22 protein-coding genes are annotated in these 19,520 nt (G+C 32.9%); 1 reads left to right on the top strand and 21 read right to left on the bottom strand.

Translation table 11 applies throughout. From position 1 onward, the window contains the following. The first annotated feature begins 260 nt into the window (after nucleotides 1-260). Nucleotides 261-971 carry a tRNA 2-thiocytidine biosynthesis TtcA family protein gene (locus FYJ27_RS06180; protein WP_154483988.1) on the top strand — a complete coding sequence of 237 codons (711 nt, stop codon included), beginning with the start codon at nucleotides 261-263 and terminating at the stop codon, nucleotides 969-971. A gap of 42 nt (nucleotides 972-1,013) precedes the next feature. On the opposite strand, the gene FYJ27_RS06175 is transcribed toward FYJ27_RS06180, so the two are convergent. The 21 genes from FYJ27_RS06175 to FYJ27_RS06075 all read right to left on the bottom strand — a co-directional run bounded on the left by FYJ27_RS06175 (nucleotide 1,014) and on the right by FYJ27_RS06075 (nucleotide 19,384). Further along, complete coding sequence (locus FYJ27_RS06175; RefSeq protein ID WP_154483987.1) at nucleotides 1,014-1,349, bottom strand: rod-binding protein; 336 nt, start codon at nucleotides 1,347-1,349, stop codon at nucleotides 1,014-1,016. A gap of 22 nt (nucleotides 1,350-1,371) precedes the next feature. Continuing rightward, the gene (gene flgG, locus FYJ27_RS06170; RefSeq protein ID WP_154483986.1) at nucleotides 1,372-2,166 is read right to left on the bottom strand and encodes a flagellar basal-body rod protein FlgG; all 795 of its coding nucleotides are present in this window, start codon (nucleotides 2,164-2,166) and stop codon (nucleotides 1,372-1,374) included. A 10-nt stretch (nucleotides 2,167-2,176) separates the two neighbouring features. Continuing rightward, a complete protein-coding gene (locus tag FYJ27_RS06165; RefSeq protein ID WP_154483985.1) occupies nucleotides 2,177-3,217 on the bottom strand; it encodes a flagellar hook-basal body protein in 1,041 nt (346 codons plus the stop codon). A 64-nt stretch (nucleotides 3,218-3,281) separates the two neighbouring features. Next, nucleotides 3,282-4,307 (bottom strand): rod shape-determining protein, encoded by a 1,026-nt coding sequence (mreB, locus tag FYJ27_RS06160; RefSeq protein WP_154483984.1) that lies wholly within the window; start codon nucleotides 4,305-4,307, stop codon nucleotides 3,282-3,284. A gap of 168 nt (nucleotides 4,308-4,475) precedes the next feature. Further along, a complete protein-coding gene (gene spoIIID, locus FYJ27_RS06155) occupies nucleotides 4,476-4,730 on the bottom strand; it encodes a sporulation transcriptional regulator SpoIIID (protein ID WP_216383582.1) in 255 nt (84 codons plus the stop codon). A gap of 99 nt (nucleotides 4,731-4,829) precedes the next feature. After that, nucleotides 4,830-5,588: a M23 family metallopeptidase gene (locus FYJ27_RS06150; RefSeq protein WP_154483983.1), complete on the bottom strand. Its 759-nt coding sequence runs from the start codon at nucleotides 5,586-5,588 to the stop codon at nucleotides 4,830-4,832. A 190-nt stretch (nucleotides 5,589-5,778) separates the two neighbouring features. Next, nucleotides 5,779-6,801, bottom strand: a complete 1,023-nt coding sequence (gene spoIID, locus FYJ27_RS06145; RefSeq protein WP_154483982.1) for a stage II sporulation protein D — start codon at nucleotides 6,799-6,801, stop codon at nucleotides 5,779-5,781. Nucleotides 6,802-6,877: 76 nt separating this feature from the next. Then, the gene (murA, locus tag FYJ27_RS06140; protein WP_154483981.1) at nucleotides 6,878-8,131 is read right to left on the bottom strand and encodes a UDP-N-acetylglucosamine 1-carboxyvinyltransferase; all 1,254 of its coding nucleotides are present in this window, start codon (nucleotides 8,129-8,131) and stop codon (nucleotides 6,878-6,880) included. Between the two features lie 20 nt (nucleotides 8,132-8,151). After that, nucleotides 8,152-8,910 (bottom strand): YwmB family TATA-box binding protein, encoded by a 759-nt coding sequence (locus FYJ27_RS06135; protein WP_154483980.1) that lies wholly within the window; start codon nucleotides 8,908-8,910, stop codon nucleotides 8,152-8,154. A gap of 134 nt (nucleotides 8,911-9,044) precedes the next feature. Then, nucleotides 9,045-9,476, bottom strand: coding sequence for a F0F1 ATP synthase subunit epsilon (locus FYJ27_RS06130; protein ID WP_154483979.1), 432 nt, complete (start codon nucleotides 9,474-9,476; stop codon nucleotides 9,045-9,047). Nucleotide 9,477: 1 nt separating this feature from the next. After that, nucleotides 9,478-10,875: a F0F1 ATP synthase subunit beta gene (gene atpD / locus FYJ27_RS06125; RefSeq protein ID WP_154483978.1), complete on the bottom strand. Its 1,398-nt coding sequence runs from the start codon at nucleotides 10,873-10,875 to the stop codon at nucleotides 9,478-9,480. Nucleotides 10,876-10,893: 18 nt separating this feature from the next. Beyond that, a complete protein-coding gene (gene atpG, locus FYJ27_RS06120) occupies nucleotides 10,894-11,760 on the bottom strand; it encodes an ATP synthase F1 subunit gamma (RefSeq protein WP_226807702.1) in 867 nt (288 codons plus the stop codon). 14 nt (nucleotides 11,761-11,774) lie between these two features. Further along, complete coding sequence (atpA, locus tag FYJ27_RS06115; protein ID WP_154483976.1) at nucleotides 11,775-13,280, bottom strand: F0F1 ATP synthase subunit alpha; 1,506 nt, start codon at nucleotides 13,278-13,280, stop codon at nucleotides 11,775-11,777. Between the two features lie 21 nt (nucleotides 13,281-13,301). Then, entirely contained in the window at nucleotides 13,302-13,844 is a 543-nt protein-coding gene (locus tag FYJ27_RS06110; RefSeq protein WP_154483975.1) for a F0F1 ATP synthase subunit delta, read from the bottom strand. Next, nucleotides 13,832-14,344 (bottom strand): F0F1 ATP synthase subunit B, encoded by a 513-nt coding sequence (locus tag FYJ27_RS06105; RefSeq protein WP_154483974.1) that lies wholly within the window; start codon nucleotides 14,342-14,344, stop codon nucleotides 13,832-13,834. Before FYJ27_RS06105 ends, FYJ27_RS06110 begins: the two co-directional genes overlap by 13 nt. A 58-nt stretch (nucleotides 14,345-14,402) precedes the next feature. Further along, the gene (gene atpE / locus FYJ27_RS06100; protein WP_154483973.1) at nucleotides 14,403-14,681 is read right to left on the bottom strand and encodes an ATP synthase F0 subunit C; all 279 of its coding nucleotides are present in this window, start codon (nucleotides 14,679-14,681) and stop codon (nucleotides 14,403-14,405) included. 38 nt (nucleotides 14,682-14,719) lie between these two features. Continuing rightward, a complete protein-coding gene (atpB, locus tag FYJ27_RS06095; RefSeq protein WP_154483972.1) occupies nucleotides 14,720-15,391 on the bottom strand; it encodes a F0F1 ATP synthase subunit A in 672 nt (223 codons plus the stop codon). A 32-nt stretch (nucleotides 15,392-15,423) separates the two neighbouring features. After that, nucleotides 15,424-15,810 (bottom strand): ATP synthase subunit I, encoded by a 387-nt coding sequence (locus FYJ27_RS06090; RefSeq protein WP_154483971.1) that lies wholly within the window; start codon nucleotides 15,808-15,810, stop codon nucleotides 15,424-15,426. Further along, nucleotides 15,758-16,042 (bottom strand): AtpZ/AtpI family protein, encoded by a 285-nt coding sequence (locus tag FYJ27_RS06085; RefSeq protein ID WP_154483970.1) that lies wholly within the window; start codon nucleotides 16,040-16,042, stop codon nucleotides 15,758-15,760. The genes FYJ27_RS06090 and FYJ27_RS06085 overlap by 53 nt, the downstream gene beginning before the upstream one ends. Nucleotides 16,043-16,278: 236 nt before the next feature. Beyond that, nucleotides 16,279-17,877 (bottom strand): sigma-54 interaction domain-containing protein, encoded by a 1,599-nt coding sequence (locus tag FYJ27_RS06080; protein ID WP_154483969.1) that lies wholly within the window; start codon nucleotides 17,875-17,877, stop codon nucleotides 16,279-16,281. 160 nt (nucleotides 17,878-18,037) lie between these two features. Then, nucleotides 18,038-19,384 (bottom strand): short-chain fatty acid transporter, encoded by a 1,347-nt coding sequence (locus tag FYJ27_RS06075; protein ID WP_154483968.1) that lies wholly within the window; start codon nucleotides 19,382-19,384, stop codon nucleotides 18,038-18,040. Between the last annotated feature and the right edge of the window lie 136 nt (nucleotides 19,385-19,520).

The raw sequence follows: 19,520 nt of genomic DNA, 5'->3' as shown, positions 1-19,520 counted from the left end.
TGAAATAATCCGACCTAAAAATAAAATGCGTTAAAAATTTTTCACTGTTTGAGCGAAGCGAGTTTGAAAACATTTAGCATTTTATTTTTAGGGAGGATACTATTTCATCAAAACCCTTTTTGGAGCGAATTTTTATTTCTATTTGCGGGGAACCTGCACTATATAAAAAGAAAATATCTAAATCCAGAAAAATAAGTAGTGAAATATATAGACTAAAATAGTATAATATATTTTGATATGTATATAAGAAAGGGGATACTATGAAAAAGATTTTAGGTCCTATGAGAAGAGCCATACAAGATTTTAACTTAATAGAAGACGGAGATAAAATTGGAGTAGGTGTATCTGGTGGAAAAGACAGCATGGTACTACTATATGCCTTAAAACTCTATCAAAGATTTAGCCCAGAAAAATTCCAACTAGAAGCATTCACAGTAGACTTAGGTTTTAAAGACTTCAACACCAAAGCCATTGAAGAATATTGTAAAAGTATAGGCGTACCTTTCAATATAAAAGAAACCAATATTAAAGATATAGTATTCGATATAAGGAAAGAAAAAAATCCTTGCTCCCTGTGTGCAAATATGCGTAGAGGTGCTATACACAACGCCTTAAAAGAAAAAGGATTTAACAAGCTAGCCCTAGGCCATCATAGCGATGATGCCATAGACACCCTTTTTCTAAGCCTATTATATGAAGGGAGACTAAATACCCTACAACCCCTAACATATTTAGATAGGAAGAAAATATATGTAATACGTCCATTACTATATACTTCAGAACAAGATATAAAAAATGCCATAGAAAAAAATAATATTCCAATAGTTAATAATCCTTGCCCAGTAGACAAAAAAACTAAAAGGGAAGATATGAATAAACTTGTACAAAATATTTACAATGAAGTACCTGGTGCTAAAAATAGGATACTTACAGCTATGAAAAATAAGGAAGGTTTAAAACTTTGGTTCTAAAATAAAAAAGTAGTGGTTCTCCACTACTTTTCATTATAATAACTATATTCTAATTGTATTTTGGTTTTTAAACTGATCATAAAGCATCTTAGCTATTCCTATACCATTTTCTTCACTATCAGATATCCTTTTCGCCATTTCCTCATCAAACATATCTTCAAATATTTTAGTTCCTGTACTCTTTTCTATAAATCCATCATCAGGTATAGTTTTTCTCATTTCCTTCAACATCATATGTATAAAAATAGATTCAAATTCCTTACATACATCCATTAACTCTTCATCTTTCATGTCTTTGCTTGCATTTTCAATTTTCTTTTGAAGAATATCTTCATTAGCAGTTTTTTGCATCACAAAGCTATTGGGAAATATCTCCATACTATCACCCCGTTATTCTCTATTATCTCTTAAGGTTTCCAATCAATTGAAGCATTTCATCAGAAGTTTGTATCACTTTAGAATTTATTTCATAAGCTCTTTGAGCACTGATCATCTTCACCATTTCATCTACTACTTGAACATTTGACGCTTCTAAATATCCTTGAGCTATTCGGCTCTCCATGCCATCTAAATCTATAGGTATTTCCTCTCCAGAAGCTTCTGTTGTACTATAAAGATTTAGGCCTTCACTTAAAAGTCCTTCTGGATTCATAAATCTAACTAATTTCATCCTACCTAAATTTACTGTATTGTTCCCTTCATCTGTTGCTGTTATATTACCTCTTTCATCAACAGTTACATTCTTTAATCCATTCCTAATAACTATAGGATTATTTGTATCGCTTAAAACCCTATAGCCTTCACTAGTTACCAAGATTCCTTGGTTTCCCTCTACGCTTAGTTTGAAACTTCCATCCCTTGTATACATAGTCTCTCCATTGGGAAGTTGTATTGCAAAAAAACCTTCCCCATTTATAGCTAAATCATAATCATTCTCTGTTTCAATAAAGCTACCATTTTTAAAATCTCTCTTAGTAGCTGTAGGCATAGTACCATGGCCTACTTGTAAATTTACAGGCCTGTTTTGATCATCTACTATATTATTCCTTCTCATACTAGTATAGAAAAGATCTTTAAACTCTGACCTTTGAGTCTTATATCCTGTAGTATTTGCATTTGAAAGATTGTTAGATATAGTATCTATATTAAATTGCTGTGCTCTCATTCCTGTAGCAGCAGTCCACATTGCTCTCATTTTTCTCCCCCTATACTCTTCCTATTTCATTTGCTGATTTTTCCATCATCTCATCCTGTACCCTTATAGCTTTTTGACAGGTTTCAAAATTTCTTAAAAGGGATATCATCTCTACCATTTCATTTATAGAATCTACATTGGAGTTTTCTAAAAAGCCTTGTATCAATTCTCCATCAAAAGGTATTTCTTCAGCCTCTACATCTTCTGCCATCCTATAGAAATTATCCCCTATTTTTCTCAAAAACTCCTTGTTATCTAAATCAACAATATCTAAATTGGCCACCATATTTCCATCTACAAATACTTGTCCATCTTTTGTAATCTCCACATCATTTCCATTGATAATTATAGGTCCACCAGTTCCCATAACTAGATAGCCTTCAGATGTAGTTAACTGTCCCATACTATTTACAGTAAAAGAGCCGTCCCTAGTATAATAAGTTTCTCCATCTTCACCTTGAACTTTAAAAAATCCACTTCCTCTTAAAGCTAGATCGAAAGTTCCTCCAGTGTCTAACAAGTCCCCTTGGGTGAAATCTGTTACAACCTTTTTGACTTTAGCTCCTGCATTCATAGTTCCTACAACTCTTGGACTTGGACGAAAAACAATTTCTTCAAGTAATCCTTCTATATTTCCTCCACCTTGAATAGGGTTATGATTCCTATCTAGAATATAATTTTCCCCATCTGTCTTATATTCATCTTGTTCATTTTTATAAAATGTTTTTAAATATCCTTCATCATCTACTATAAATCTAATATCCTTTACATAACTAATGCCATTAGGCGTTCTCACCATAAAATATCCTTCATTTGTACGAGCCCTGTGAATATTTCCATTGGTTTCATATTCTATTTCATTTTCTCTTTGGGGCCTAAAATCTGGCCTATCATTTATTTTGGAAAGCAAAACTTCTGGAAAAGATTCAGTCAAAACCACATCTTTTTTAAATCCAGTAGTATTTACATTTGAAAGGTTATTTGATATTGCTTCTAATCTTCTTTGATTTGCAATCATTGAAGTAGCACTTATATATAATCCTCTATTCATTATATCACATCCTCGACATAGTACTCACAGGTATATATCGTCAATTTTAAAATATACTTTAGACCTATCTCTCAACTATTGAATCAGAATCCAATAAGTTATTTTCCAATACATCTACCCAATCAAGGGCTTTACCAGTCCCTGTAGCTACACAGGCAATTGGATTTTCTGCTATATTTACTTTGATACCAGTTCTCTCAGATATCAATTTATCTAATCCATATAAAAGGGCTCCTCCACCAGTCATTAATATTCCTGTATCAGCAATATCTGCTGCCAATTCTGGCGGTGTCCTTTCAAGTACTGTATGAACTGTATCTACAATATTTGAAATAGGCTCTTTCATTGCTTCAAACATTTCATTTGAAGAAATCTTTATATTCTTTGGAAGACCAGTTACTAAATTTCTTCCCCTTATTTCCATATAAACATCCTTTTCTCTCTTATAAGCAGTACCTATATTTATCTTTAGACTTTCTGCGCTTCTTTCACCTATCATTACATTATGTTTTTTCCTAATGTATCTAGTTATAGCTTCATCACAGTCATCTCCTGCGATTTTTAAGGAACGACTAACTACCATTCCTCCCAATGAAATAACAGCTACATCAGTAGTTCCACCACCAATATCTACAATCATATTTCCATTAGGCTGGGTTATATCTATACCTGCACCTATTGCTGCAGCTATAGGTTCTTCTATTAAGTAGGTTTTCCTTGCTCCTGCTTGATTACTAGCTTCAATTACTGCTCTTTTTTCAACTTCAGTAACTCCACTTGGTACACATATTATAATTCTAGGTTTGAAGAAAGTTTTTCCTGAAGCTTTTCGTATAAAATATTTTAACATCCTTTCAGTTACGTCATAATCAGATATTACTCCGTCCTTTAAAGGTCTCATAGCAACTATATGTCCAGGAGTACGTCCCAACATCCTCCTTGCCTCTTCACCTACAGCTAAAAATTTATTTGTATTATGATCTATTGCTACTACTGAAGGTTCATTTAGTACTACACCTTTATCCTTTGCATATACTAAGATACTTGCAGTCCCTAGATCTATTCCCAAATCTGTTCTAAAAGCAGCCATCTATGTTCCTCCTTTTATTATAATCATATATATAATATGTAAATTTCTATATTAGTCACCTTAGTATAATTCTATACTTATTATAAAATTCCTTCAACTTTTTTTATATAACTATAAATAATAAGAAAATAATCCCAAAAAACTTAAAAGGTCCCTTTTGGGACCTATTTAGTCGTTTACTGCTTTGTATTTCATCTTTGTAGCTTTGCCACCTCTAATATGTCTTTCTGCTTTATTCTGCTCTAGTACTTCTTTTACCATACTTGCAACAAGAGGGTTTATCTTAGGGAGACGTTCTGTCACGTCTTTATGTACTGTACTTTTACTAACCCCAAATACACTGGCTGCTTGTCTAACGGTTGATTTTTCACTTATTATATACTTTGCAATCTCTAAAGCCCTTTCTTCTATATAGTCTTTCACATATTTAACCCCCTTTGAACTTTATTTTAGGAATGAGTCTTTTTAAATACTTATGCACTCTAAAGCCTTAATAGAACTTTTATTCTAGCCTTCTAGTTTTTAGTTAATCCCTGGTAAATATTTTTTAGGATCTATTTTTTTCCCATTTAATAATACTTCTAAATGTAGATGAGGGCCATTTGCCATTTCTAAACCTTTAGGCTTTCCTATTCCACTTATAGGAGTTCCTTTTTTGACACTTTGGCCTTTTTTCACCATATCCTTTGTTGATAAATTAGTATATCTAGTTTCCAATCCATTTCCATGATCGATTGATATTACTACTCCCCATAACTCGTCTTCATATACTTCTTTAACTACACCGTCAAGACAAGCTTTTACTGCTGTTCCCTCTTTTGCTTTAATATCTATACCTTCATGACTAGTCCACTCTTCTAAAGTCTCTGAATAAACTAATTTATCAGCACTATAATCCAATCCAAGTTCTCCTTCTACTGGTATATGGAAGGTTTGTATTGCTTCTGGTTCTGAGTTTTGTTTTGGTGGCTCTTCTTCTTCTTCTTTTGGTTCTTCTTTTTTCTCTTCTATTTCTTCTTTTGGTTCTTCTTCTTTAACCTTTTCTTCTTGTTTTTTTCTTTTCTGTTGTTTTAAACTTTCTAAAGAAGGTTCTTCTACACCGTGTTTATCTTCATCTGTAAGTATTAAAAAATCTTCCTCCATTGGATCTTCTTCACTTTTCATCCTATCTAAGTTACTTTTAGAAGCCCATACTGCTACTGTTCCTACTATACAGACACAGATAAATAAAATGATATAAAAGCTATCTTTGTTTGTTAGTTTGTTAAATTTATTCTTCATTTAATACACCTCCGTCTCAACTTCTAATAATATTATTGCCATAATTAAATATTTAATACACCTAGTCCTATTTTCTTCAAAGCTTTTTCGGAAGGAAAACCAATAACTCAAAATCCGTGGACTGGCACTATGTTTGAAGAAAGTAACACAAAAATGCCACAAAAAAATATAAAAAAGAGTAGAAAATTTTCTACTCTTTTTTATATTTTTTAATCTCCACACCAGTATAATAGTGCTTCAATATATCCTTATATTTTTTTCCTTTTTTACCCATGCCATTGGCTCCCCATTGGCTCATACCTACTCCATGACCGTAGCCAATAGTCTCAATATCTACCATTTCAGTCTTTGGATTATATATTATTTTAAAATTAGTAGAGTTGAGATTAAATATTTCTCTAATCTCACTACCACTTACTACTTGACCATCTACCATTACTTTCTTTATCCTACCACTTTCTGATCTTTCTACTAGTTTCACCTTTTCAGGAAGATTTTCCTTTGTAATATTTACACCAGGATACTTTTTCTTCAACTTAGATAGAAATTCATCTACTTTAAAAGTGGAAATATCTTTAAACTTTGGTGCTCCTTCTTCATAGGGACTTGATACCGATTTTAAATAAGGGCTGTCATTAGAAAAAACATCTCTTACATCTTCTGTCATACCACCACTAGTTGAATGATAAAGAGGTTCTGCAATCTCTTTACCATAATAGATTACTTCTCCAGCAGTGTCCTCTACAGCCTCTTCAATCTTAGCCCAGTATTTATTCATCCACTTTTTAGAATGAGCTTCTTCCAACTCTTTTATTGAGAGAAAAGCTTGACAATGGACACCAGTACAAAGGGGGGCTTGTGGATGATCAGGATGTCCTTCATTAAACTTGTTCATTTTATGAAGGGCATAGGTCCTACTAGCCACTGCCTGTGCTTTTAGTGCTTCTATATGGAACTCTCCAGGCATTTCGGCTGCTACAACCCCTTTTACATAGTCCTCTAAAGAAAGTTTCACAACTTCTTGAGTTCTAGTATCATATACCTTTATGTATCCATCGAACTCTTCTTTCTTAACTTCCTTTTCTTCCTTCTTTATATCCTTTATCTTTATTTTGTTTTCAAGAGAAATAAATTTAGAAGTCTTCACAAGTATAGTTGGAAGGATAATAGTTATTATTAAAATAACTCCTACGTATATCCATATTTTTTTCATCTTCTCCCCCTCTTTTATCAAATGTTTAGATACGACCTAATTACATTCTATGCAGCGGGAAAAGATGATATGTTAATTATTCTGTCCTATAAATTTTAGCTCCTAGTTTTGTTAATTTCTTTTCTATTCCATCATAACCTCTATCTATATGGTATACATGATCAATAGTAGTTTGCCCATCGGCTATAAGACCAGCTAATATAAGAGCTGCTCCCGCTCTTAAATCTGTAGCTTTGACCTGTGCACCTGTCAAAGAATCAACACCTTGAACTATGGCACTTCTGCCATCAATCTTAATATCTGCACCCATTCTCTTAAGTTCATCTACATGCATAAATCTGTTTTCAAATACAGTCTCAATGATGACACTAGTACCTTTGCTTACACTCATAAGACTCATAAATTGAGCTTGCATATCTGTAGGAAATCCTGGATAGGGCAAAGTTTTAACGTCTACAGCATTTCGGCTGTTCTTACCTATAACCCTTACCTTATCTCCATTTTCCCATATTTCACATCCTGTTTCTCTAAGCTTTGCAATAACCGGCTTAATATGGCTTGTAATAACATTTTCAACTATAATATCTCCACCAGTAATAGCACTAGCCACCATATAAGTTCCCGCTTCAATCCTATCAGGTATAACTGAATGGTGACATCCACCTAGTTTTTCTACTCCATTGATCCTAATACTACTAGTACCAGCGCCTTTAATATCTGCACCTAATTTACTCAGGAAATTAGCTAAATCCACTATTTCTGGTTCCATAGCAGCATTATCAATAACAGTTTCACCTTCTGCTAAAACTGCTGCCATCATTATATTTTCTGTTGCTCCTACACTAGGAAAGTCAAGGTATATTCTATCTCCTACTAATTTATCCCCATAGGCTGCTACATATCCATGATCTACATCAATATCTGCCCCTAGTGCTTTAAACCCTTTAAGATGCAAATCTATAGGTCTAGTACCTATAGCGCAACCTCCTGGAAGAGATGTCTTAGCTTTTCCTAAACGGGTCAAAAGAGGTCCCATTACTAAAAAAGAAGCCCGCATCTTACTCATTAACTCATAGGGTGTTTCATGTTTGTTCAAATTGGCAGAATTGATCTTTATCTTTCCACCTTCATATCTCTGTACTTCTGCTCCTAAAGAAGACAATACTTCACAAATAACATCTACATCTCTCAAACTTGGTACATCTTCTAATATAATATCTTCAGTGCCTAATAGAGAAGCCGCAAGAATTGGTAGCGCTGAATTTTTAGCCCCACTTACTCTAACCGTTCCTTTTAATGGAGGGCTCTTCTCTACCACTATTTTACTCAAATAAATCCCCTCCTAATACTTTAGTAACTAATTGTAATAATTGGTGTTCCTATCCATACATAAGTTTTTTCTTCATACTCATTATACCTCATTGCAAGATTATAATTCATCTTTTCATTACCTGAATATATCTTCTTTTTAAATATTGGAGTATAAGCTGTAAGACTTATTAAATCTCCCTCATCATAATTATCTACTATTTTTCCATTTATCCTTTTTATTGACTGTGCAATCAGTTTATCTATATCACTCCTATTCAATTTTCCTTTAAAACCTCCTACAATGCAAGTTGTAATTTCTGGTTTAATCCCATATTGTGTAAATATATCTTGGGTATTCTTCATTATATCATTAATTTGACTATTTTTCTCCCTTTTTATTGGGTTTACAAAAATAGTAGTTTCACCCTTATTACTACCCTTATGTAAATAAGATGAAACTATTATGTTAACTGAGTCTTTAGTCCTATTTTTCACTTTATATTGTATAAAATCTTTTTTCTCTACAATTTCTTCAATAAGTTTCCCTTCAATCCCTAATTTTTTAACAAATTCTTTCCCTAAAGACACTACTTCCTCTTTAGTCATAAATTCATCTGAAAACTTTCCACTACAATGGATGTCTAATTCTATAAACTCCGCTCCCATATTTTCTATAGACTCCATTAATACTTCTTCCTGATATGTATATCCCTCTAAATCTTCTTGGCTAAAACTAAAGTTTGTTAAAATTAAAGATAGAATAATTCCTAAAAATATAATATTTCTAATACCTTTCATATTAAAACCTCCTTATATAATAGGAGGAAAAGGTACATATGTAAAAATGTAAAGGGGGACAAAACATTTTCACATTAAAAAAGCACCCTTTCCTCATGGTATGAGTATTGCCATGAGAGGGTACTTTTTATACATTATTGATTAATATTTTTTGTTCCGTTTATATTTTTCATCTCTGCCACATCAAGCCTATTTAATGCTCTTCTTAATGCTAATTCAGCCCTTTTTGTATCTATTCCACTAGGCCTTTCTTTAAGCCTTTTTTCTGCTCTTTCCTTAGCTTCTTTAGCCCTTTTAACATCTATTTCATCAGGCCATTCTGCTGCATCTGATATTATTGTAGTGCCTTCTTTTGAAACTTTAATATATCCGTTACAAAGAGCGGCAACCCTTTCTTTTCCATCAATCATTATTCTTACTTTACAGATTTTAAGTGGAGTAACCAATGGAGCTCTATCTTTAAGTACTGCTAAATCTCCATCTATTCCTCTCACTATAACAGACTCTACTTCGCCAGAGAAAAACTTTCTATCAGGAGTTACAATTTCAAGAGGAAAAGTAGCCATATTATCCCTCCATCTCCTTAGCTTTTTCTATTGCTTCTTCAATAGTTCCTACCATAAAGAAAGCTCGCTCTGGTAAATCATCATGTTTTCCTTCAAGAATTTCTTTGAAACCTCTTACTGTTTCTTTAATAGGTACATATTTTCCTTCCATTCCTGTAAACTGTTCTGCTACATAGAATGGTTGAGATAGGAATCTTTGAATTTTTCTTGCACGAGAAACTGTAAGTTTATCTTCATCAGAAAGTTCATCAATACCAAGGATAGCTATAATATCTTGAAGATCCTTATATCTCTGAAGAACTTCCTGTACTCCACGAGCTACTTCATAGTGTTCTTCTCCAACTACTGAAGGATCAAGTATTCTAGAAGTAGAATCCAATGGATCTACTGCTGGATAAATACCTAATTCAGCAATTTGACGAGAAAGTACTGTAGTAGCGTCTAAATGGGCAAAAGCTGTTGCTGGTGCTGGGTCTGTCAAGTCATCAGCTGGTACATATATAGCTTGAACTGATGTGATAGAACCTTTTTTAGTGGATGTAATCCTCTCTTGTAATTGTCCCATTTCTGTTGCAAGGGTTGGTTGGTATCCTACAGCACTAGGCATCCTTCCGAGAAGTGCTGAAACCTCTGAACCTGCTTGAGTAAATCTAAAAATATTGTCTATAAATAAAAGGACATCCTGCCCTTCTTGATCTCTAAAGTACTCTGCCATAGTAAGTCCAGTAAGTCCAACCCTCATTCTAGCTCCTGGTGGCTCATTCATCTGTCCAAATACTAGGGCTGTTTTATCTATTACTCCAGACTCAGCCATTTCATAGTAAAGGTCATTTCCTTCCCTAGTTCTCTCCCCTACTCCTGTAAATACAGAAAGTCCACCATGTTTTGTCGCAATATTGTTGATTAACTCTTGTATAAGGACTGTCTTTCCTACTCCTGCACCACCAAACAATCCTATTTTTCCACCCTTTGAATAAGGTGCTATAAGGTCTACTACCTTTATTCCAGTTTCAAATATTTCCTTTGTTGTTTCCTGTTCTTCAAAAGATGGAGCTGGCTTATGAATAGGAGAAACATTTTTTGCACCTACTTCTCCCTTTTCATCTATAGGTTCTCCTAAAACATTAAACAATCTACCTAGTGTTTCTTTTCCTACAGGTACTGCTATAGGTTCTCCAGTATCTACTGCATCTGTTCCTCTTTTAAGTCCATCTGTAGCACCCATGGCGATACATCTTACTGTATCATCTCCAATATGTTGAGCCACTTCTACTACAAGTTTATCCCCATTATTATCTATTTCTATAGCATTTAAAAGATTAGGAAGATTTTCTTCGCTAAATCTTATATCTACAACAGGTCCGATTACCTGAACTATTTTTCCTATATTTGTAGCCATATCCACACTCCTTTCTCGCTATTTTAGAGCTTCTGCCCCTGCTACAATTTCAGATATTTCACTAGTTATTGCAGCTTGACGAGCCCTATTGTAGCTAAGAGTTAATTCATCTATCATTTCTTCTGCATTATCTGTTGCCGATTGCATAGCAGTTCTTCTAGAACCTTGTTCACTACAAGAAGATTCTATTAAGCCACCATAGATAGTACTTTCAATATATTTAGGAATTAAAAAATCAAGTACTTCTTCAGGTGAAGGTTCATATTCTATAACAGAAGTTTTTTCTTTTTTATCACTTTTTACGCCTTCATTAGGTAGGAGTTTGATTATCTTGTTTTCTTGAGAAAGGGTAGTTATAAACTCTGTATAAACAAGTTTTACTTCATCTACTTCCCTATTTTCATATTTTTCCATAGCCAATTGTCCAATTTGTACTGCATCACTAAAAGCTGGTGCTTCCGTTATATCTAAAAATTCACCTACTACATTGTAGCCTCTACTTTTAAAATAGTCTTTTCCTTTACGGCCTATAACAATTAGGTCAACTTCATCTTTTCTAGACTTTATTTCACTTTCTACAACCCTTATAACATTGGAATTATATCCTCCTGCCAAACCTCCATCAGCAGTAATAACAATATATAGGGATCTTTTAACTTCTCTAATCTCTAGAAAAGGATGTCTCATATTTCCTGTAGCAGAAAGTACTTCTTGGATACTTTCTCGAACAGTATTGAAATAAGGCCTTGTTTTTTCTAGTTTTTCCCTTGCCTTTCGTAGCTTCGCAGAAGATACCAATTCCATTGCTTTAGTTATTTGCTTTGTATTAGTAATTCCTCTAATACGTCTCTTAATGTCTCTTGTTGATTCAGCCAAATATTTCACCCCCTAATAGGGAATTATTGAAAGCTCTTTTTAAATTCTTCTATAGCTTCTTTCAATCTTTCTTCCGTTTCTTCAGTTAGATCCTCTGTTTCCTTAATATTCTTAGTAATATCGGGATAGTTGTTATCCACAAAATTTATAAACTCTTTTTCAAATTGACCCATCTTTTCCACAGGTATATCGGATAAGTATTTATTTATAGCTGCATATAAAATAAGAACCTGATGTTCTGTACTCATAGGGCTATATTGAGGTTGTTTAAGAATCTCCATGATTCTTTCACCTTGGTCAAGCCTTTCCTTTGTATCCTTGTCAAGCTCTGAACCAAATTGAGCAAAAGCTGCCAACTCTCTATATTGAGCTAATTCAAGCTTTAACTGCCCTGCAACCTTTTTCATAGCCTTCATTTGAGCAGCTCCTCCAACCCTAGATACAGAAAGTCCAGTATTTATAGCTGGTCTTTGTCCTGAGAAGAAAAGATCTGTCTCTAAGAATATCTGTCCATCAGTTATAGAAATAACATTGGTTGGTATATAAGCAGAAATATCTCCTGCCAATGTTTCAATAATAGGTAATGCAGTTATAGAACCGCCACCATATTTATCATCTAATTTTGCAGACCTTTCAAGAAGTCTTGAATGTAGATAAAAAACATCTCCAGGGAAAGCTTCCCTTCCTGGTGGTCTACGAAGTAACAATGACATTGCCCTATAAGCAATAGCGTGTTTTGAAAGGTCATCATATATTATAAGTACATCTTTTCCATTATCCATGAACTCTTCACCCATACTTACACCTGAATAAGGTGCTATGTATTGAAGTGGTGCAAGCTCACTAGCTGTAGCTGATACTACAATACTATAGTCCATAGCTCCATGTTTTTCTAACACATCAACTATTTGAGCTACAGTACTCCTTTTTTGACCTATAGCTACATAGATACATATTACATCTTCACCTTTTTGATTAAGAATAGTATCTATAGCTACAGCAGTCTTTCCAGTCTGTCTATCCCCTATTATAAGCTCCCTTTGTCCTCTACCTATAGGGAACATAGAGTCAATAGATTTGATACCAGTTTGTAATGGTTCAGATACACTTTTTCTAGTAATAACACCTGGAGCAATCCTTTCTACAGGTCTAAATTTAGTTGCATTTATAGGTCCTTTCCCATCAATAGGTTGGCCCAATGCATTAACTACTCTGCCTACCATTACATCTCCTACAGGAACTTCCATTATTCTTCCTGTTCTCTTAACTGTATCTCCTTCTTTAATATCTTTATCTGAGCCTAGAAGTACACAACCTACATTGTCTTCTTCTAAGTTTAAAGCCATACCATAAACTTCGCCAGGAAATTCAATAAGTTCCCCAGCCATACAGCCTTCTAGACCATGAATTCTTGCTATACCGTCTCCTACTTGAATCACAGTCCCTATATCTACCATATCAAGTTTCTTATCATATCTTTTAATCTGTTCCTTTATAACTGAACTTATTTCTTCTGGTCTTAGATCCATCAGACTATCACCTCTATTTCCTTATACTTTCATACTCTTTAAATTTTTTTCAATAGATTCTAGCTGTCCTTTCACTGTTCCATCTATTATTTTATTTTCAACCTTAAGCATTACTCCTCCAACTACTTCTTTATCTACTACGTTTTTTAGTACTATATTTTTTCCCAATTTATTTGAAAGTATAATTTTTAATTTGTCTTCAGCTTTCCTATCCATTGGAACAGCAGTTATTGCTGTTGCTTCTAATATGTTTTTCTCTTCATTATATAGATAATGATAATAACTATCTATTTCCCTTATATATCTTTCTCTTCTTTTATCAATAATTACATATAAGAAATTCAATAACTCTTGAGAAACAGAACCCTTAAATAAACTATCTACTAAATTCTTTTTCTCATCCTTAGTAATTTTAGGATGGATAAGAACTGCCTCAAGATCTGGTTCTTTTTCAAGAACCTTAGATATAAAAGATATTTCATTTTTAAACTCTTCAATTTTATCCAACTCTAAACCAGTTTCAAAGAGAGCCAAAGCATATCGTTTGCTTACTAATTTTGCCATTTATCTGTCCCTACCTCATCTATAAACTTGTTAATTAAATCTTGTTGCAAGTTTACATCTAGTTCTTCATCAATAACTTTAGAAGCTATAAGAAGGGCCATATCTCCTGCCTGCAGTTTTATTTCGTCTAAAGCTTTTTCTTTTTCTCTATCTATTTCTTTTCTTGCCCTATCTATGATGCCATCAGCTTCTACTTTTGCTTCATTTATTATATCCTCTTTTATTTCTTCTCCTCGCTTACGTGCAGACTCTATTATCTCCTGCCCTTCAGCTTTAGCTTCATTAATTTTGGCTTCATATTCACTTTTGAGTTCTATTGCTTCTCCTTTTAAAGCTTTGGCATCATCTATATCACTTTGAATCTTATTTTTTCTTTCATTCATAAATTTTGAAACAGGCTCATGTAAAAAATGTTTTAGTACAAGAAATAATATTAATGTTGATATAAGTTGAAGTATCATTGAAAGCAATTCTGGTATAACTCTTACATCAATGTCCATAAACAGAACCTCCCTTTTTATGAGGTATATTCTAAGAGATGGGAAAACCCATCTCTGATTATAATCCTAAATAAGCTGTAAGTAACGGTCTTACAAATAAAAGGATTATAGCAATAACTAATCCATAAATACCAGTTGTCTCTGCAACCGCTTGACCTAAAAGCATAGTTCTAATTATATCATCTTGAGCTTCTGGCTGTCTTCCTACTGCTTCAGCACCTTTAGCTGCAGCATTACCTTGACCAATCCCAGGTCCAATACCTGCTATCATAGCAAGGCCTGCTCCTATTGCTGAACATCCTAATATAAAAGCTTCACTAGTTATTCCTTCTAACATATTATTTCCTCCTCCCAGAAATTAAAAATTTTAAACTCTTAATCCATTGCTCCTCCTACAAAAATCATAGTCAGCATGGCAAATATAAAAGTTTGAAGCACACCAGAAAACACATCAAAATACGCATGTAATACTGGTGTAAGAATTGGAGCAAAATATCCTAAGGCACTATATAATAGTCCCATTATAATAACTCCACTTAAAATATTCCCAAATAAACGGAATGAAAGAGATATAGGATTTGCTAATTCTCCAATGATATTTAATGGTGTAAGAAACGCCATCGGCTCAGTAAAATTCTTAAAATATCCTAAAAAACCTGAAGTTTTAAAACTATAGTACTGAGTCAAGAAAAATGTCATTAATGCCAACGTAAATGTCACACTATAATCAGACGTTGGAGGGGTAAAACCTATAAGCCCAAATAAATTTGCTACTAAAAGAAACATAATCAATGTTAAAATATAAGGTGCAAAAAACATTTTATCTGGTCCCATAGTACTTTTTACTAAACCATCTACAAATTCTACTAAAGCTTCTACTACATTTAATAATCCTGAGGGCTTTTCACCAGCTTCTGCCTTTTTAATCTTACTATTTACAATCAAGGCAAATATGGTTAATATTATTAAAATTATCCAAGAATTTACTATGGTATCAGGTATTAAAAAATCCTTTCCAAATAACTTCACAGGTATTTCAATCTTCAATTCTTTCCCTCCCTTCTTCAGGTTTAGTCATTTTAATTTTTTCTTACTTTCCTTTTAATAGTATCATAGATTGCACTGGAAAGTATAACAAACTTTATAATGAAAAGCCCTAAGGCTGTAGTAACAAAACTCAAATAATCTGCCAATGCTGCTATAGTTAAAACTACAGCGTAAATAAAATATCTAATAAAATAATTCTTCACAGAATATCCATAGGCTCTTTTAGGATCCATCTGAACAGATCTTTTTATTGAAAAAGCCATTAATATAAAACTTAATACACTAATACTAGAACCAAAAAACATACCTAATGCATAGAACTTACCATTTTCCATTACTATTAATAATATTCCTACTATAAATAAACTAAGAGCTATTGCCCTTTTTATTATCGTCCTTATCTTTTCGTCTCGAAGCATCAACTTCACTTCCTTTTTCGGTCTTCCTATTGCCAAGTTTAAATAAATTCATAAATCCAGACAAAGCTCCAACTATAATAAATATAATAGTGAAAACCATTCCAGTATTTAGTTTTTTATCCATTAGATTTCCCAGATAAACACCTATCAGAATAGGGGTAATTATGGAAAGACCTACTTGGGTTATTAATGCAATCCCTTCTCCAATTGTTTTTTTATTATTATTTTTCAATACAAACACTCCATCTTATTATATATACCCATAGGCTTTATAAATCTATAAAAGTTTTTAGAGTTTTTTTGGAAAATATTATCTCAAAATTATGTATATATAGAATATATAATATCTAGAAAAATTTTTCAAATTAATTTTAAACTTTTTTGTATTAATTATCCATTAAATATCCATAAATATGTTAAAATGTGTTCTATTTTCATATATGTATCATCGTCATAATGATACATGTTTTATAGTGGTACACCATATTTTTTAAGTTTTCTATATAAGGTGCTCCTAGAAATCCCTAATATCTCTGCTGTTTTCTTCTTGTTTCCGTTATTTTCTTCTAAAAGCTCTAATATATGTTTTATCTCCATATCTTCCAATGATTTTTTATCTGCTTTATTTCCACTTACAGGCACAACTATTTCCGTCTTTTCTACTATACTCTCTGGTAAATGCACAGGGAGTATTTCCCCCTCAAAACATAAATTTACAGCCCTAAATATTACATTTTCAAGCTCCCTTACATTTCCTGGCCAATCATAGTTTATAAGTATATCTAAGGCATCATTACTTATAGTTATTCCCTTCTTATCTAGTTTTGTTGCTGCCTTTTCTAAAAAACAATCTATAAGTTTTATTATATCCTCTTTTCTGTATCTTAAAGGTGGAATTTCTAAAGAAAACATATTTAGTCTATAATACAAATCTTCTCTAAAATTTTTCTTCTTAACTTCTTCTTCTAAATTTCTATTAGTAGCTGCTATAACCCTTATATCTACTTCTATAGGTTCATTTCCTCCCACCCTAGTAAAAGTGCCACTTTGGAGTACCCTTAAAAGTTTAGCTTGAATATCTATAGGCATTTCTCCAATCTCATCTAAAAAAATAGTACCTCCATCAGCCAATTCAAATTTTCCTAATTTACCACCTTTTTTAGCCCCTGTAAAAGCTCCTTCAGCATAACCAAATAGCTCAGATTCAACTAACTCCTTTGGAATAGTAGAACAATCAAGTATTACAAAAGGTTTTGAAGCTTTTGAACTATTGTTGTGAATAGCATGAGCAAATAGCTCCTTTCCAGTCCCACTTTCCCCTTGAATAAGGACTGTCATATCTGTATTTGAACCAGCCTTTGCTATTTTGATAGTTTTAGCCATTTTTTCACTCTTATGAATGATATCTTCAAAAGTAAATCTTGCACTATATCCAGACATATTATTTATAAACTTAGTAGCCGTATTTATCTCTTTTATCTTATCCAATGCTCCTACTACTTTTCCATCTCCATCTACAATAGGCAGAATAGTCTTTAATAACCTTCTTTTCTTACCTTCTTTAGTCTTTACAAATATCTCCTTATTAAATACTGGTGAGCCATTTTTCAGTACTTCTACTACCTTTAATTTTGTAGAATAAAAATCTTGAAGAGGTCTTTTAGTTATTTCATCCTTAGGAACCTCTATAAACTCTAATGCTTTTTCATTAAAATACTTCACATATCCATTATTATCAAATACTAAAATTGCATCAGGAACCGTCTCAGCTATCCTAAAATTGAAAGTATTTAAATCATCTAATTTAGACATAAGACCTATGTTTTTAAGCTTTTCTTTAACTAAATGGGCCACTATATTTGAAATAGATTCTAATCTATCTTTATAAATATCCCTATCTATATGTATAATCATCTTATATCCACTTATAATGTATTCCTTTGTAAAAGGTTTATTCAATTCTTCTATATCTAATAAAATATTTCCATTAGAATCATAGATTTCTATTGCTACCCCTTCAATATTTAACTCGTCTCTAAGATTTTCAATACAGTTTTTCTTAACCATGTTTAAAACCTCCAGATAGATCCTAGTTTATAAACTACTTGTATTTTATTATAAACCATTGAAGCCTCTATGCCTAATATAGTTAAGAAGTTATCAATATATAGTTAAAAATGTATCAAAATTAGCAAAAAGACGACTCCTTCGAGTCGTCTTTTCCCTATTATAAGAATAACAATCCAAGCATTATTAAAAGTCCTCCCCAAAGCAAGTCGATTATACAGAATCCCATAATATCTCTAGCTCCAAGACCTGCAATACCTAATGCTGGTAGAGCCCAGAATGGTTGGATCATATTTGTCCAAGCATCTCCCCATGCAATAGACATAGCAGTTTTAGCTGCTGATACACCTAACTCTTTGCCAGCTGGCATCATAATCGGAGCTTGAACTGCCCATTGTCCACCGCCAGATGGAACAAAGAAGTTAACAATTCCTGCACTTAAGAAAGAAAATAGTGGGAATGTTCTAACTGTTGAAACACTTACAAACCATTCAGAAATAAGTGATGCAAGGCTAGCACCTTCTGGATTTGCTCCAACCATCATACCCATTATTCCTGAATAGAATGGGAATTGGAGTATTATACCTGCTGAACCTTTTACTGCCTCTCCTACAGCTTTTATAAACCTTCTTGGTGTTTGATGGAATATCATTCCTAGTATTAAAAATATAAAGTTTAATATGTCTAAGTTTAAATCAAAACCATTTGTAGAGAAATAATATACTATATATATAATTCCAAATATTCCTGTGATTAAGGAAATTATTCTACTGTTTTCAACTTTATCAGCTGGAGTTTCATTTATTATTTCATCATCATCATTATTATTTTTCAATATATCTGCATTTATAGTTACAGCTTGATCTTTATCTGGATGCATAGCTCTATTTATAAGGGGTAGGGTAAATATAATTGCAAAAGAAATGATTAGGTTGAATGGTGCAAATATAGTTTGAGTAGTTGGTATTACTTCTGTTACAGCACCTGCTGTCATTCCTGCTAAATCCGCTGTACTTGTTGCTAATGTAAGTGGTATAGATGCTGAAATTCCTCCATGCCAAACTAAGAATCCTGAATAAGCACTGGCAATTAAAAGTCTATAGTCTACATCTCTTACTTGTTTAACTATCTCCATTGCATAAAGAGCTCCTATAACAAGTCCAAAGCCCCAGTTAATCCAACAAGCTAATGCTGAAACCAAGGATACTGCAAATATAGCTTGAGTAGGAGTCTTTGGTATACTAGCCATTTTCCTAAGACCCTTTTTAACTGGTGGAGAACTAGCTAATGTATGTCCTGTAACCAATACTAATGCCATCTGCATTGAGAAAGCCAATAAATTCCAAAAACCGTCTCCCCAATGAACTATCATATCTAGTGGGGTTTGACCAGTAAAAATTATTCCTAATACAAACGTTAATATTGTTAAAAATATAGCAAAGATAAACGCATCTGGCAAATAATTTTGTACTAAATTTACACAACCATTGGTAAACTTTTTAAACATATTAATCCTCCTTGTACAATATAGTTATAATCAAATTACAGTTTTCCACTGTAATAATTATCAATTTCTTAGATACTAATATAGTCTTCTTTTCTAATCATTAAATACATTTCTTTGGCTTCTTATCTTAGCCATA

Source organism: Anaerosalibacter bizertensis (assembly GCF_009696605.1).
Classification (GTDB): domain Bacteria; phylum Bacillota; class Clostridia; order Tissierellales; family Sporanaerobacteraceae; genus Anaerosalibacter; species Anaerosalibacter bizertensis.
Note: the sequence above shows the minus strand (reverse complement) of the source record. Positions and strands in the feature narration are given on the sequence as shown.